The following is a 13,573-nucleotide window of genomic DNA, read 5'->3' as shown; positions in this document are numbered from 1 at the left end:
AACCAGATGTCGACCAAGCACAAGGTCACCGCGGCCGGCGCAGGCGCCGCCGCTGCGGTCGTGCTGACCGTCACCGGGCTGCAAGCGACCGCCGGAGCCGGTTCGGCGTCCGCGGCGAGCAGCACCGGCGGTGTCTCCGCCGCCGCCGTCACGCACGCCAAGGAACTGGGCGCGCAGAACGGTACGGCGCAGCTGAAGGCCGCCACCGGCACCACGCAGCAGAAGGCCGCGCCGAAGGCCGCGCTGGCCGCGCCGAAGGCGCAGCCCAAGGCGGACCTGACCGCTCCGGCGAAGAAGCAGGCCGCGGACGCGGCCGCGAAGAAGAAGGCCGCGGCCGAGGCGAACGAGCGTGCGAAGGTCAAGGCCGCCGCGGACCGCTCGGCGCACCGCGCCGCCGTGGCGAAGAAGAGCGCCACCGCGTCCAAGCCCGCCGCCAAGCCGGTCGCGAAGCCGGTAGCGAAGCACTACACGAACAACCTGGACGGCTGGATCCGCCAGTCGCTCGACATCATGCACAAGAAGGGGATCCCCGGCACGTACGAGGGAATCCACCGCAACATCATCCGCGAGTCCAGCGGTGACCCGAAGGCGATCAACCTGTGGGACATCAACGCCCGCAACGGCATTCCCTCGAAGGGTCTGCTCCAGGTGATCGACCCGACGTTCAACCGATTCCACGTGGCCGGCACGTCGCACAACATCTACGACCCGGTCGCCAACATCACCGCCGCCTGCAATTACGCGGCCGACCGTTACGGCACGATGGACAACGTGGACTCCGCGTACTGATCCGCCACCGTAGGTGAAAGGGCGGCGGGGCCGATTCGGCCCCGCCGCCCTTTCGCGCTGCCCCGTGGGGTCAGGAGGTGTAGGAGACGCTCGGGCTCCAGCTCGTCGTGTCGCCCGTGCCGGAGAAGCCGGGGTCGGAGGTCAGGACGAAGCGGATCACGTCGCCGGCCGTCACCTGGAGGGTGACGTCGGTGGCGTAGCCGGAGCGGTCGGTGGGGGCGAGGGTGCGGTAGGTGACGTAGTCGGGGGCGGACGGCCAGACGGCGGTGCCGTTGTGCTCGATCAGGGCGTGCACACCGTCGGTGTCGGCGGCGTTGTCCGCGTCGTCCTTGAAGATCCGGCCGTGCACCGTGACCGTGCCGGTGGCGGGGGCGGTCCAGGTGCGGGCGACCCACGCGTCGGAGGTCTGCCCGCTGCCGGGGCGGAGCTGGAAGGCGTTGACGAAGGAGCCGCCGAGCCCGGACCAGGTGTTGGTGGCGGCGTCGTACGCGGTCAGGTTCTGCCAGCTGCTGAGGTCGTAGGCCTGCTGGGACCAGCCGCCCCGGCCCTGCTCGCCGTTGAAGGGGAGCGGGGCGACGTACTGCGCGGTGGTCACGGTGTTGCCGGACTGCGTGATGTTCGCCAGCTCCGGGGAGCCGTCCACGTCGTTGACCAGGCCCTGCGGGGTCGCGTCGTAGGCGTTGTCGTGGATCGAGGCGGCGGGCGGGGTGGTGCCGCCGTCGGCGTGCACGGCGATCTGGCCCTTCATGCTCTGCGCGCCCGCCGTGCCGTTGCCGGCGAAGGTGTTGTCGGATATCTCCGTGCCGGTGCTGTAGTCGCCGGAGCGGCCGCCGAGCTGGAGCATCTCGATCGCCGAACCGGCGTTGTTGCCGAAGTAGTTGCCGCGGATCGCGGCACCGTTGATCTTGTACTCCAGGTCGATCGCGGTCTCGTCGTGGCTGCCGGTGTCGGGCATGTTGACCAGGACGTTGTTCTGGATCGTCGGGTGGTCGCTCTTCGTCACGAAGAAGCAGGTGGTGCCCTGCGGGAACCACACCGAGCCCGAGCAGTCGATGTAGTTGCTGTCCACGTGGGCGGTGTCGGAGGTCTCCAGGGAGACCGACGGGCCGGTCATGTGGTGCAGGTAGTTGTGCACGACGTCGACGCCCGTGAAGGTGGACGGCGCCGGGTCCGGGGTGCCGGTGACACCCGGGTCGTCGTTGACGTGGATCGCGGCGACCGCGTTGCCCACCTCGTTGTCGCGGATCGACACCCCGTTCACGACCGTCTGGCCCGCGGCGGTCACGGGGGCGGACGAGGCGTCCACCAGGATGCCCGTCGAGTACTGCAACTGCGGGAAGTCGCTCTGCACGGGGCTGCGGTTGACGATGCCGGCCAGGTCGTGGGCGTAGAGGCCGTGGACGTCGAGGCCCTGGTGCCCGAGCGTGCTGTACATGACGAGCAGGCCCTCGCCCGCGTTCCTCAGCTCCAGGTCCTGCACGTGCCAGTGGTCGGGGTCGGTGAGCACCACCGTGCGGTCGGTCGCGTTGCCGCTCCCGGAGATGACCGGGCGGTTGCCCGACCCGTACGCGCCGAGCGTGATCCAGGCGGCGGCCGTGCCCGAACCGCTCAGGTGCAGCGGCTGGGTCCAGGTGTCACCGCGGGCCAGCAGCACCTGGGTGCCCGCGGCGAGCGAGGTGCCGTCGATCGGGGCGAAGTCGCACCAGGGCCGGGTGGGGCTGGTGCCGGGGCCGGTGTCGGAGCACTGCGAGGACGCGCTGTTGTCGATGTAGTACGTCGGGGCGCCCGCGGCCCCGGCGGTGTGCGCGCCGGCCAGCAGTGCCGCGGCCGGCAGCGCGGCCGTGAGCCCGTACGCCAGCCGCCGGACGGCGGTGCGCGCGGCTGCGGTGGAGCGTGAGCGTGCTTCTCCCATTGCGTGATCCCTTCCTTGGCGCCCTCCCGGACGGAGGGCACCGGCTCAGGACGTGCGTGAACAGGACGTGCGAGCGCAGGACCTGCGTGAACAGGACGTGCGTGAAGTGGGCATGCCAGAACAGCGCATGCGGGACGCGGGGATGTGCGGGAAAAAGAGGGATGTGCGTCCGGCGGGTGGCCCGGGAAAGGGCGCGCCGGACCGGGCGGTACCGCCCCCACAGCGGTACCGCCCTGCTCAGGGGGGCGGCTCAGGCCTGGTGGAACACCTCGTGGAGCGGGGTGTCCAGCGGCGAGCCGTCCGGGTTGGTCGGCATCAGGTCGGCCATGTGCTGCCACCAGCGGTGGGTCAGCTCGCTGCCCGCACCGGAGTTCCAGCGGTCCAGGTCGTCCACTTCGAGGTAGCCGAAGACCCGGTCGATCTCCGGGGCGACGAAGATGGAGTAGTTGCGGCCGCCCTGCTCGCGAATCGCCTCCCGCAGCTCCGGCCACAGCGCGTCGTGGCGGCGGCGGTATTCGGCGGCGTTCTCACCCGGCAGGACCAGGCTGAACGCGATCCGGTGCGTCATCGGCGGCTCCTCGGTCCGGGCACCGGCTCAGACCACCGTCAGGCCCAGGCCGAGCAGCTCGGCGACGGCCTTCAGGTCGGGGACGCGGTGGCCGGTGCCGAGGGCCCAGTGGTGGCCGATGCCGGTCGCGGACCAGGCGTCGGTCCAGTCGCCGGGGTCGATGCCGAAGTCCACCCGGCTGGTGGTGTTGCCGATCTGGAGCAGCGGGCCGTCCACGACCGTGCCTTCGCTGGCGACCAAGTGCAGGGTGCCGTCCCGCAGCTGGGCCAGGCCCAGCGCGGTCACCGGCCCGTGCGCCACGTCGAACTCGACGGAGACGCCCCAGCCGCGCTTGCCGTGGTAGGTGCCCAGGCCCCGCAGCAGCGGGCGGCCGTCGCTGATGGCCAGGTGCGCGGGACCGTCGTGGCCCATCTCGACATGGCCGCGGTCGAAGTCCAGCGCCTGCAGCTCGGTGAAGGAACCGCCCGCGCCGAGCCGGTCCATCACGAGCATGGCCAGGCTGGTGCGCAGCTCGTACTCGCCGGCCGCGGGGATGCCGCGGGCGGTGAGCAGCGACGAGCCGAGGATCATGCCCGCGCCCAGCCGCTCGTGCAGCTCGCCGGCCAGTCCGCGGTGGTAGTACGCCAGCGAGTCCAGGCCGAACTGCTCCACCAGCCGGTCCAGGCCCGCCGCGACGGACGCGCCCCACCGCAGGTCGCCGGGGTCGACGGAGTCGTCGAGGTCGAAGACCTCCCGGGTCCGCTCCAGCACGGCCTCGACCTCGTCGTCCCCGGCGGCGTTCACACACTCGCGCAGGTCGTCGAACTCGATCACCTCGACGTGCCCGCCGAGCCGCGCGGGGATGAGGGTGAGGTCGGTGGAGACGTCGAGCATGCCCGGGTAGAGGTTGCCCATCAGGCCGAACCGCCCGGTGCGCAGCGCCCGCGCCACCCCGGCGGCCCGCACCCAGCGGCCGATCTTCGCCCAGGCCCGCTCGTCGCGGAGGTGCCCGGAGACCGAGCGGAAGGGGATGCCGGCCCGTACGAAGGTGTTGCCGATCTCCGGCAGCGGGCAGGCCCCGCAGTACGCCAGCCACTTGCCGGTGTCGAAACCGGCGTGGTCCATGCTCGCCGTCGGCTGGAGGTTCAGCACCAGCACGGGGGCACCGGCACGCTGGGCGACGGGCAGCACCATCGAGGACGTGAGGTACGTCGGCACGAAGAACACCAGCAGGTCGCACCCGGCGGCCCGGAGCCGGTCCCCGGCGGGACCGGCCTGCGTGGCGTCGTCGATGAATCCGGCGTCCACGACCTCGGCGCCGAGCGCGGCCAGCCGGTCGGCCACCTCGCGGGTCGAGGCGAGCAGGCCCTCGCGCAGCCCCGGGTACTGCGGCCAGTACGCGGCGAGCCCGCCGCCGATCAGGCCCACCTTGGGCGGCCTGGCGGCGATCCGCTCGTGCCCGCTTCCGGCGCTGACGGCACGGTTGAGGACGTCGCTGCTCATACGGGGTTCTCCGTTCTGGGGTGCGGGTGCGGGTGCGGGTGCGGGTGCAGGTGCGGGTGCGGGGTCTGCGGGGCCGTCACGTCCACCCCATCTGGTTGCCGCCGACGCGCTCGCGGCGGATCGCCTCGGTGTAGCCGCTGCGCCGGAAGGCGGCGATCGGGTCCGGGTCGAGGCCCGCGTCCTCGCGCATCTCGGCCAGCAGCGGGCGCACATCGGTGTTGTACGCGTCCATCAGCACCGCGTTCGCGGCCAGCACGTCACCCTCGCGCTGCGCGGTGGCGAGCGCGCCGGTGTCCACCAGCAGGGCCTTGGCGGTGGCCTCCTGCACGTTCATGACGCTGCGGATCTCGGCGGGGATCTTCTCCTCCAGGTTGTGGCACTGGTCGAGCATGAAGGCCACCCCCGCCCCGGCGTTGGCCGCCGCGTCCAGACCGCCGCCCCGGTCGACCTCCAGCATGATCCGGAAGAGCTGGAACGGGTCGGCGGAGCCCACGATCAGGTCGTCGTCGGCGTAGAAGCGGCTGTTGAAGTGGAAGCCGCCGAGCCGGCCGGTGCGCAGCAGGTTCATCACGATGAACTCGATGTTGGTGCCCGGCGCGTGGTGCCCGGTGTCCACCAGGACCTGCGCCTTGTCGCCGAGCCGCAGGCAGTGCATCAGCGAGGTGCCCCAGTCGGGCACGTCGGTGGCGTAGAAGGCGGGCTCGAAGAACTTGTACTCCAGCAGCATCCGGGTGTCGTCCGGCAGCGCCTCGTAGACCTCGGTGAGGGCCTCCTCGAAGCGCTCCTGGCGGCCGCGCAGGTCGTCCTGGCCCGGGTAGTTGGTGCCGTCGGCGAACCACAGCGACAGGATCGTCGAGCCGGTCTGCCGCATCACCGCCACGCAGTCCAGCAGGTGGCCGATCGCCTTGCGGCGCACGGCGGCGTCGGGGTTGGCGACGCTGCCGAGCCGGTATTCCTCCTCCTGGAAGGTGTTGGGGTTGATCGCGCCGATGCGCAGCCCCAGGTCGTTCGCGGCCTTCGCCAGGTGCCCGTAGTCGTCCACCCGGTCCCACGGGATGTGCAGCGCCACGCTCGGCGCCGCGCCCGTGAAGCGGTGCACCTGGGCGGCGTCGGCCAGCTTCTCGTACGGGTCGCGCGGGATGCCCTGCTGGCCGAAGACCTTGAACCGCGTGCCCGAGTTGCCGTACGCCCACGAGGGCGTCTCGATCTGCAACTGCCGGACGGACTGCTTGACCTCGTCGCGGTTCACGCCGCTCCCTCCACTGTGGTGTTCTTGTGTGCCCCGACCGCGTCCCGTACGGCTTCGAGGTAGCCGTTGCCGTACTCGTCCCCGGGTTCGAGGCTGCTTCCCTCGGTCCACTCGTTCCAGGCGTTGACCGTCACCACGGGCGGGCGTCCCGGCTCGGCCGCGAAGTCCAGCGCGTCGCAGAGGGCGCCACCGACCTGCTCGGGGGTGTTGCCGGTGAGGATCGACGTGAAGGGGTAGCCCTCGTCCTCGCGCATGGCCCATTCGACCGTGCGCGGGCTGGGGTCCCAGCCGACGGTGACGTTCGGCAGGTAGTCGACCGGCAGCGTGTCGCCCATCCGCCGCCAGGTGTCCCTGGCCTCGGCGCGGGCGGCGTCGTAGCCGGTGGTCGGGAAGCTGCTGAAGGCGCTGCCGGGGTGGTGCCACCAGGTGTAGTGGGTGGCGCTGTCCAGGCCCAGTTCGCGGACCAGCAGCTCGGGCTGCGGCACGCCCGGGTTGATCGCCCCGTTGACGTGCAGCCCCGGCAGGCCGGCGGCGCGGGCGCGCTCGCGGAAGCCGTCGAGCAGCGCGGCCGTACGGGCCACCCCGCCCATGCCGCGGATCAGGCCCGGCAGGTCGTACACGGAGAAGTACGGGCCCTGCGGCATCCGCCAGTACGACGGGTGGGTGAGGTAGTTCTCCAGCACGTGCTCGAAGGCGCAGGTCGCGTGGTAGCGGGTGTTGGGCGCCGGGAGCAGCGCGGTGAGCTGCGGGCCGCGCGCCGGGTAGAGGTCGTCCCATTCGTGGTTGGCCCACATGACGGCGAAGCGGAACTCGTCGAGGCGGTCGGCCTGGAGCAGGCCGCGGTCGAGGTAGCCGTTCAGGAAGGGCGCGTTGTCGAACCAGTACCAGTCGACGATGAAGCCGTCGACGCCGTGGTCGAGGGCGGCGGCGACCGCCCGGGAGGCGGCCCGCGGGTCGCTCTCGTCGTACTCGCCCCACTCCGGGCGCTTGGGCTGCACATGGCCGGGGAAGCGCGGGGTGCCCGCGCGGAGCACGTCCCACTCGGTCCAGCCGGGGCCGAGCATCGCGTCGTTGCGCGGGTCGGCGTGCCACTGCGGGAAGTAGTACGCCATGACCTGCGCGCGAGCGTCCTGCGGCCAGTCGGGGCGCTGCCGCTGCGGGGCGGTGCCCTCGCGGGGCACGGCGACGGGTTCGAGACCGCTGGGCAGGGTCATGACGCCTCCTTGGCGAGCGGGTCGTGGGCGGGGGAGGGGGCCGGAGCGTCGGCGGTCTCGGTGGAGCCGCCGGTCTCTCCCGAGCCGTAGACGATGAGCTTCACGATCTCGTCCACCGTGCTGTCCTGGGTGCTGCGGATGCCCGCCACCCGGCCGAGGTGCATCACCATCACCCGGTCGGCGGTCTCCCACACCTGCTGGAGGTTGTGGCTGATGAGGATGACGGCCTTGCCCGCGTCGCGCAGGTCGCGCACCAGCGAGAGCACCCGCGCGGACTCCTGCACGCCGAGCGCGGCGGTCGGCTCGTCCATGATCACGATCTCGGCGCCGCCCAGCAGCACCCGGGCGATCGCGACGGCCTGCCGCTGCCCGCCGGAGAGCTGGTGGACGGGCACGCGGACGCTCGGCAGCCGGATGGTCAGCCCCGCGAGCAGCTCCTCGGCCTCGCGGTAGATGCGCCGCCGGTCCACGAAGGGCCCGCGGCGGTACTCCCGGCCGAGGAAGAGGTTGGACGCCACGTCCCGCTGGTCGACCAGCGCGAGGTCCTGGTAGACGGTGGCGATGCCGGCGGCGGACGCGTCGGCCGGTCCGGTGAAGGTCTGCGGCTTGCCGTGGACGAGGAGTTCGCCCTCGGAGGTGTCGTAGACACCGGACAGGATCTTGATGAGGGTGGACTTGCCCGCGCCGTTGTCGCCGAGGACGGCCAGCACCTCGCCGGGACGCACGTCGAAGGTGACGTCCTGCAGCGCGCGGACATGGCCGAAGACCTTGCCGACACCGCGGGCCTGGAGGATCGGTTCCGTGCTGCTCATCGGGCCCTCCGGCGTTCCGAGACGGCGCCCAGGATGACGGCGAGCACGAAGACCGCGCCGCGGGCGAGCTGCTGGTAGTAGGTGTCGACGGACAGCAGCGTCAGACCGTTGTTGAGGATGCCGATGACGAGCACGCCGGCCAGCGTCCGGGCGATCTTGCCGCTGCCGCCGTTGAGCCCGATGCCGCCGAGCAGCACCGCGGTCAGGACGTCGAACTCGGCGCCGTTGGCGTAGTTGGGGCCGCCGCTGCCGGAGTTGCCCGCGGTGATGATGCCGCCGATCGCGGCCAGCACGCCCGTCGTGACGAACACCGCGGTGTAGACCCGGCGCACCTTGATGCCCGAGCGCAGAGCCGCGCTCGCGTTGCCGCCGACGCCGTAGATGTGCCAGCCGGAGCGGGTGAAGCCCATGACGACCCAGGCGGCGACGTAGACCAGCACCAGCACCCACACCGAGACCGGCACGCCGATGAAGCGCTCGGTCACCGCGTCCTGCAGGGCGGTGTTGGTGAGCGGCTTGACCTGGCCGTCGGTGAAGATCAGCGCCAGGCCGCGCAGGGCGATGGAGAACGCCAGGGTGGCGATGATGGAGTTGATGCCGAGCACCACCACCAGGGCGCTGTTGAGGAGCCCGATGAGCGCGCCGACGAGCAGCCCGCCGATGACGGCCACCGGGGTGGGCAGTCCGCTGGACTCGATGAGCAGCGCCACCACGACGCTGACGATGCCGACGTTCGCGCCCACCGTCAGGTCGAGCTGGCCGGCGATCAGCGCGATCGTCATACCGGCCGCGAGCACGCCGGTCACGGCGACCGCGGAGCCGACGTTCAGCAGGTTGCGCTGGGACAGGAAGTACGGCGAGGCCACCGCGAAGTACACGAACAGCGCCACCAGCGCCGCGTAGACGCCGAGGTCGAGCAGCCGGTCCACGACCGTGTGCCGGCCCTCGCGTCCGGCGACCGACGCCGCCGGGGTGGACCGGCGCAGCCAGGTGCGCGGGTCGAGCACGCCGAGCGGGCTCGCGGGCGTCTCGGGGGCGGGGTCACCGCCAACCGGCGGCGCCTTTGCCGAGCTGGTTGTTGTCATCAGGAGCTTCCTCGGTTCGGTTCCGGTCGGATCCAGGGGCGGGCCGACCGCGGCCCGCGTCAGGTCCGGGGCGGGGTCCCGGCGCCGGGGTCCGCCCGCCGGGTCAGGCGGCGGGCGGGCCGGGGCGCCGGGGCCCCGCCGGTCATTACTTCTTGTCGTCCGGGTAGAAGGTGTCCACGTTGGCCGCGGTCAGGACCCGGCTGACGTCGTAGGCGTCGAAGCTCTTGCCCATCGCGGTGGCGATGGCGGCCTCGATGTAGTTCCACCCCTCGGCGTAGGGCTGGAAGTCGATCGAGCCGATGAGCATGTCCTTGTTGCTGGTGTCGCGCACCGCGGCGCGGGCCGCCTCGTCGCCGCCGGAGGTGACGGCCAGCAGGTCGCCGGTGCGGTTCGCCGCCTTCGCCGCGTTCAGCGCGCCGAGCACCGGCTCGTCGCCGTACGACATGACGATCACCGGGTCGTGCGGGTGGGCGGTCAGGAAGTCCGCGAAGGTGGACTGCGACGAGGTGGTCGGGTCCTGGCCCTGCGGGGTGAGCATCGTGGTCTGCGCGTCGCTGACCCCGAGGTCGGTCTTGGCCTGCGCGAAGGCGGCCTTGACACGGGCGTCGCAGGGGCCGCAGTTGGGCGCGGACATGCCGACGACCTGGAGCGTGCGCCCCTTCCAGGTGGTGTCCAGCTTCGCCTTCGCCGGGCCTTCGAGCTGCTTGATCGTGAGCTGGCCGACCGCGTCGTCCGGCACGCCGAAGTGCGGCGCCTTCTCGTAGGTGCCGTCGACCATGACGACCTTGGCGCCGTCCCGGGTGATGGCGTTGTAGACGGGGCCGTTCATGACCTGGGAGCCGACGACGTCGGGCTGCTTGACGGCGAGCTGCTGGTAGGCCGACAGCTCGTCCTCGTACTTGAAGTTCAGGTCGGCGTCCTGGAAGTCCACGCCGTAGAACTTCGCGGCGTCCTGCATGCCCTTGGACCAGGTGGCGAAGAAGGGCAGGCTCTTGCCCGGACTGAGGAAGGTGATGCGGTACTTCTTCGGCAGCTTCTTCGGCACCGCGAAGAGCGGCTTCACCTTGTACGAGCCGGTGGCCGCGGCCACCTCCTCCGGGGTGAAGGTCGCGCCGGTCGCGGTGGTGTCACCGGAACCGCTGCCGGTGTCCGCACTGCTGTTGGAGGATGTTCCGGACGAGCAGGCGGCGGCGAGCAGCGCCGACGCCAGGATGACCGCGGCCACCCGGCCGCGGCGCAGGGCTATGGGGGTATCCACAGATGGCTCCCATGAGATTCATCGGGTTCGAGGTCCGGGGGGCGCGGTGTTGCGAGGCTGGACCCCGCCCGGTTAACGGCCTGTGAACTTGTACCGTTTCAATTGCTCGTAAGCTAGTCTCGCGTCCACACAGCAGTCAATAGGGTTGCCGGGAGATTTCATGGGCCAGCCGTCTCACCCGCGTAACGGGAAACAATCCCTGGTCAAGAGCGGTTCGCCGACGATCAGAGAGGTGGCCGCCGCCGCCGGGGTGAGCCTGGGAACGGTCAGCAACTACTTGAACCGTCCGCACTCCGTGGCCGCGCGCACCCAGGTGCGCATCCAGGCCGCGATAGACGAGCTGGGCTTCGTGCGCAACGCCGGAGCGGCCCTCATCCGCAGCGGCCGGGCCCGCACCATCGGGCTCGTGGTGCTCGACGTGTCCAACCCGTTCTTCACCGAACTGGCCCGCGGCGCCGAGGAGGCGGCGTGGGAGCACCAGCACCTGATCATCCTGTGCAACTCCGACGAGGACCCGGCCAAGGAGCAGCGCTACCTGGAGGTCCTGGAGGAGCAGCGTGTCCTCGGCATGCTGATCAGCGCGGTGGACGTGGAGGCCGCGGGCGTGGACTGGCTGCGCCAGCGCGGCACCGCCGTGGTCCTGGTGGAGGGCACCCGGCCCAACTTCTGCTCGGTGCGCGCCGACAACGCGTGCGGCGGCGAGCTGGCCGCCGAGCACCTCATCGAACTGGGCCACCGCGAGCTGATCTACGTCAGCGCCTCCCTCGCCATACGGCAGTACGCCGAGCGGCTCACCGGGGTGCGGCGTGCGATGGCGCGGCACGGGCTGCCCGAGGAGGCGCTGACCGTCATCGAGCGGGGCCTGAAGGGCAGCACCGCGGACGGCAGGGTGGCCGGCGAGGAGATCGTCGAGCGCAAGCTGTCCGGCACCGGCGTGGTGTGCGGCAACGACATGGTCGCCCTGGGCCTGACCACCGCGCTGACCAGGGCGGGAGTGCGGGTGCCGCGCGACATGTCGGTCATCGGGTACGACGACGTGGAGCTGGCCCAGCAGGGCCCGCTGGCGCTCACCACGGTCCGTCAGCCCAAGCAGAGCATGGGCCGTACCGCCACGCAGCTGCTCATCGAGGAGGCCGAGCAGGCCAAGCACGCCCACCAGCAGGTGGTCTTCCAGCCCGAGCTGGTGGTGCGCGAGTCCACCGGGCGGGCCCCGGGGGCCCGCCGTTCGGCGCGCTCCGGGAAGGCGCCGCGCAAGCCGGCGGCCGGTGCGCCGCTGAGCTGAGCCGGGGCGGGTCCCGGCGGGGGCCTGCCGTGCGCGGGGCCGGCGGGGGCGGTGGAGTGAACCGTGCACGCCCCTTGTCGGCCTCGGAGCGGCTCGCTACACTCCCGACTTGAAACATTTCAAGTTCCGGGCCGCGCTTTCCCCGCGCCGCCCGACGCTTCCCAGATCCCGCGCCGTCGCGCGCACCGGGCAGGACGAGCCCACTTCCTTCACGGGAGCCTGAAATGAACCTTCGCAACAGAGCGGTGTCCGCCGCCGGGGCGGGCCTCGTCGCCGTCTCGGCGCTGACCCTCTCCACCGCACCGCCGGCCGCCGCCGGCAACCCGCAGCACGTCGCCGTCGGCGCCATCCGCTGGGACGGCCAGGTCGGCGACTCCGCCGTGGGCGAGCTGGCAGGTGTCGGCCCCGACGAGGAGCGGGCGCTCGGCCCGGCCAAGTGGCGCAGCCACGCCCCGTACTACGCGGTCGACACCGGTACCGACTCGATCAGCATGAACGGCGCCACCCAGCAAGTGGTGGACCAGGAGATCGAGATGGCCAAGGACGCCGGGATCGACTACTGGGCCTTCGACTGGTACGGCGACGAGACCGGCCTGCAGACCGCCCGCAAGCTCTACCTGCAGAGCGCGCACCGCAACGACGTCAACTGGAGCGCGATCCTCTTCACCCACCCGCTGTCCGCGCCCGACCTCGACACGCTGGTCACGCAGTTCCAGGCGCAGAACTACCAGAAGGTCGACGGCGGCCGCCCGCTGCTGTACGCCTTCGACTACCCCGACCTGGTGAACGCGGCGCAGATCACCGAGCTGCGCACCAAGACCCAGCAGGCGATGGGCGTGACCCCCTACGTCGTCGGCCTCGACACCACCGTGGCCGGGCAGATCGGCGCCGACGCGGTGAGCAGCTACGTCACCGGTGGCGGCGGCCACCAGGCGTACGCCCCGCACGCGGCCGCCGAGCAGGCCGCGTGGAACAGCGCCAAGGCGAGCGGCCGCGACGTCATCCCCTGGGTGACCTCCGGCTGGGACCCGCAGCCGCGCGTGCAGCTCTCGCCGCCCTACCCGTGGGCCTCGTACCCGGGCAACGAGGGCATCACCCAGGCCACCCCGGGCGAGCTGGCCCAGCACCTGCAAGGTGCGATCGACTGGAACGCCGCCAACGCCTCCTCGGCGCCCGCGCAGTCGGTGCTGATGTACGCCTGGAACGAGTTCAGCGAGGGCGGCTCCATCGAGCCGGTGCGGTCGGGCCCCGGCTCGTCCTGGGACCTGCTGGACGCGGTCGCCACCGTGACGAAGGGCGGTTCGGCCGACAACGGCGCGAGCAGCGGCACCCCGCTGGTCACCTCGGACACGCCGGGGACGCTGCGCAACGACTACAGCGACTTCGTCGGGATGAGCTTCACCACCGGCGCCTCGCCCGTCACCGTCACCGAGCTGGGCCGCAAGTACGTGCCGGGCAACTCGCAGGTGCACGTCGTCAAGCTCATGAAGGCCGACGGGTCCGAACTGGTCAGCGTCCACCTGGACATGGCGGCCGGGTCGCCGGACGCCGCCGGGTACACGTACACCCCGGTGCCCGAGCAGATGACGCTCGCCCCGCACACCACGTACTACGTGCTCTCGTCCGAGCTGTCGGGCGGCGACCGGTGGTACGACGCCGACTCGGCGGTCACCACGAGCGGCGCCGCCACGGTCGGCGGCGGTGTCTACCGCCAGCTCGACGCGGACAACAACCCGGTCTACCACCCGTACGGCACGGCGGGCCACGGCTACGGCCCGGTCAACCTGCGGTACACCAACTAGCGGGCACCCGGCCTCCGGTGGGGGCCGGCACAGGTCCCCGCCGGAGGCGTCACCGCTTTCACCGCTTCACCACTCTCATCGTTTCTCATCGTTTTCACCGCGCTCATCAGTGAAATGATT

Annotated in this window: 11 protein-coding genes; 3 read left to right on the top strand and 8 right to left on the bottom strand. The window is 71.6% G+C overall.

From position 1 onward, the window contains the following. On the top strand, positions 1–789 hold a 789-nt coding region (locus ACWERV_RS24985), incomplete at its 5' end, for a transglycosylase SLT domain-containing protein (RefSeq protein ID WP_452936839.1). Positions 790–859: 70 nt separating this feature from the next. Here the strand turns inward: ACWERV_RS24985 and ACWERV_RS24980 are convergent. From ACWERV_RS24980 to ACWERV_RS24945, 8 genes are all read right to left on the bottom strand, one after another. Next, positions 860–2,701: a right-handed parallel beta-helix repeat-containing protein gene (locus ACWERV_RS24980; RefSeq protein ID WP_452936837.1), complete on the bottom strand. Its 1,842-nt coding sequence runs from the start codon at positions 2,699–2,701 to the stop codon at positions 860–862. A gap of 250 nt (positions 2,702–2,951) precedes the next feature. Further along, positions 2,952–3,269 (bottom strand): L-rhamnose mutarotase, encoded by a 318-nt coding sequence (gene rhaM, locus ACWERV_RS24975; RefSeq protein WP_452936835.1) that lies wholly within the window; start codon positions 3,267–3,269, stop codon positions 2,952–2,954. A gap of 27 nt (positions 3,270–3,296) precedes the next feature. Then, positions 3,297–4,751 (bottom strand): arabinose isomerase, encoded by a 1,455-nt coding sequence (locus tag ACWERV_RS24970; RefSeq protein ID WP_452936832.1) that lies wholly within the window; start codon positions 4,749–4,751, stop codon positions 3,297–3,299. Positions 4,752–4,827: 76 nt separating this feature from the next. Continuing rightward, positions 4,828–6,000 (bottom strand): L-rhamnose isomerase, encoded by a 1,173-nt coding sequence (gene rhaI / locus ACWERV_RS24965; protein WP_452936829.1) that lies wholly within the window; start codon positions 5,998–6,000, stop codon positions 4,828–4,830. After that, a complete protein-coding gene (locus ACWERV_RS24960; RefSeq protein ID WP_452936826.1) occupies positions 5,997–7,214 on the bottom strand; it encodes a glycoside hydrolase family 99-like domain-containing protein in 1,218 nt (405 codons plus the stop codon). Before ACWERV_RS24960 ends, rhaI begins: the two co-directional genes overlap by 4 nt. Continuing rightward, a complete protein-coding gene (locus ACWERV_RS24955; protein WP_452936823.1) occupies positions 7,211–8,026 on the bottom strand; it encodes an ATP-binding cassette domain-containing protein in 816 nt (271 codons plus the stop codon). Before ACWERV_RS24955 ends, ACWERV_RS24960 begins: the two co-directional genes overlap by 4 nt. Then, the gene (locus tag ACWERV_RS24950; protein ID WP_398190942.1) at positions 8,023–9,111 is read right to left on the bottom strand and encodes an ABC transporter permease; all 1,089 of its coding nucleotides are present in this window, start codon (positions 9,109–9,111) and stop codon (positions 8,023–8,025) included. The genes ACWERV_RS24955 and ACWERV_RS24950 overlap by 4 nt, the downstream gene beginning before the upstream one ends. Positions 9,112–9,256: 145 nt before the next feature. Beyond that, entirely contained in the window at positions 9,257–10,369 is a 1,113-nt protein-coding gene (locus tag ACWERV_RS24945) for a sugar ABC transporter substrate-binding protein (RefSeq protein ID WP_452936820.1), read from the bottom strand. A gap of 160 nt (positions 10,370–10,529) precedes the next feature. Here ACWERV_RS24945 and ACWERV_RS24940 point away from each other — a divergent pair, with 160 nt between their 5' ends. Together ACWERV_RS24940 and ACWERV_RS24935 are read left to right on the top strand one after the other, a co-directional pair. Beyond that, positions 10,530–11,651, top strand: coding sequence for a LacI family DNA-binding transcriptional regulator (locus tag ACWERV_RS24940; protein ID WP_398190949.1), 1,122 nt, complete (start codon positions 10,530–10,532; stop codon positions 11,649–11,651). 224 nt (positions 11,652–11,875) lie between these two features. Then, complete coding sequence (locus tag ACWERV_RS24935; RefSeq protein ID WP_452936817.1) at positions 11,876–13,453, top strand: hypothetical protein; 1,578 nt, start codon at positions 11,876–11,878, stop codon at positions 13,451–13,453. The last annotated feature ends 120 nt before the right edge of the window (positions 13,454–13,573 follow it).

This window comes from Streptomyces sp. NPDC004031, from assembly GCF_053604375.1.
The sequence above is the reverse complement of the archived record's forward strand: the minus strand, read 5'-3'. Positions and strand labels throughout refer to the sequence as shown.

What these genes read in the sequence shown, in the direction of transcription:
- ACWERV_RS24980 (WP_452936837.1), bottom strand. Translation starts at nt 2,701, where the DNA reads ATGGGAGAAGCACGCTCACGCTCCACCGCAGCCGCGCGCACCGCCGTC.
- rhaM (WP_452936835.1), bottom strand. Translation starts at nt 3,269, where the DNA reads ATGACGCACCGGATCGCGTTCAGCCTGGTCCTGCCGGGTGAGAACGCC.
- ACWERV_RS24970 (WP_452936832.1), bottom strand. Translation starts at nt 4,751, where the DNA reads ATGAGCAGCGACGTCCTCAACCGTGCCGTCAGCGCCGGAAGCGGGCAC.
- ACWERV_RS24960 (WP_452936826.1), bottom strand. Translation starts at nt 7,214, where the DNA reads ATGACCCTGCCCAGCGGTCTCGAACCCGTCGCCGTGCCCCGCGAGGGC.
- ACWERV_RS24955 (WP_452936823.1), bottom strand. Translation starts at nt 8,026, where the DNA reads ATGAGCAGCACGGAACCGATCCTCCAGGCCCGCGGTGTCGGCAAGGTC.
- ACWERV_RS24950 (WP_398190942.1), bottom strand. Translation starts at nt 9,111, where the DNA reads ATGACAACAACCAGCTCGGCAAAGGCGCCGCCGGTTGGCGGTGACCCC.
- ACWERV_RS24940 (WP_398190949.1), top strand. Translation starts at nt 10,530, where the DNA reads ATGGGCCAGCCGTCTCACCCGCGTAACGGGAAACAATCCCTGGTCAAG.
- ACWERV_RS24935 (WP_452936817.1), top strand. Translation starts at nt 11,876, where the DNA reads ATGAACCTTCGCAACAGAGCGGTGTCCGCCGCCGGGGCGGGCCTCGTC.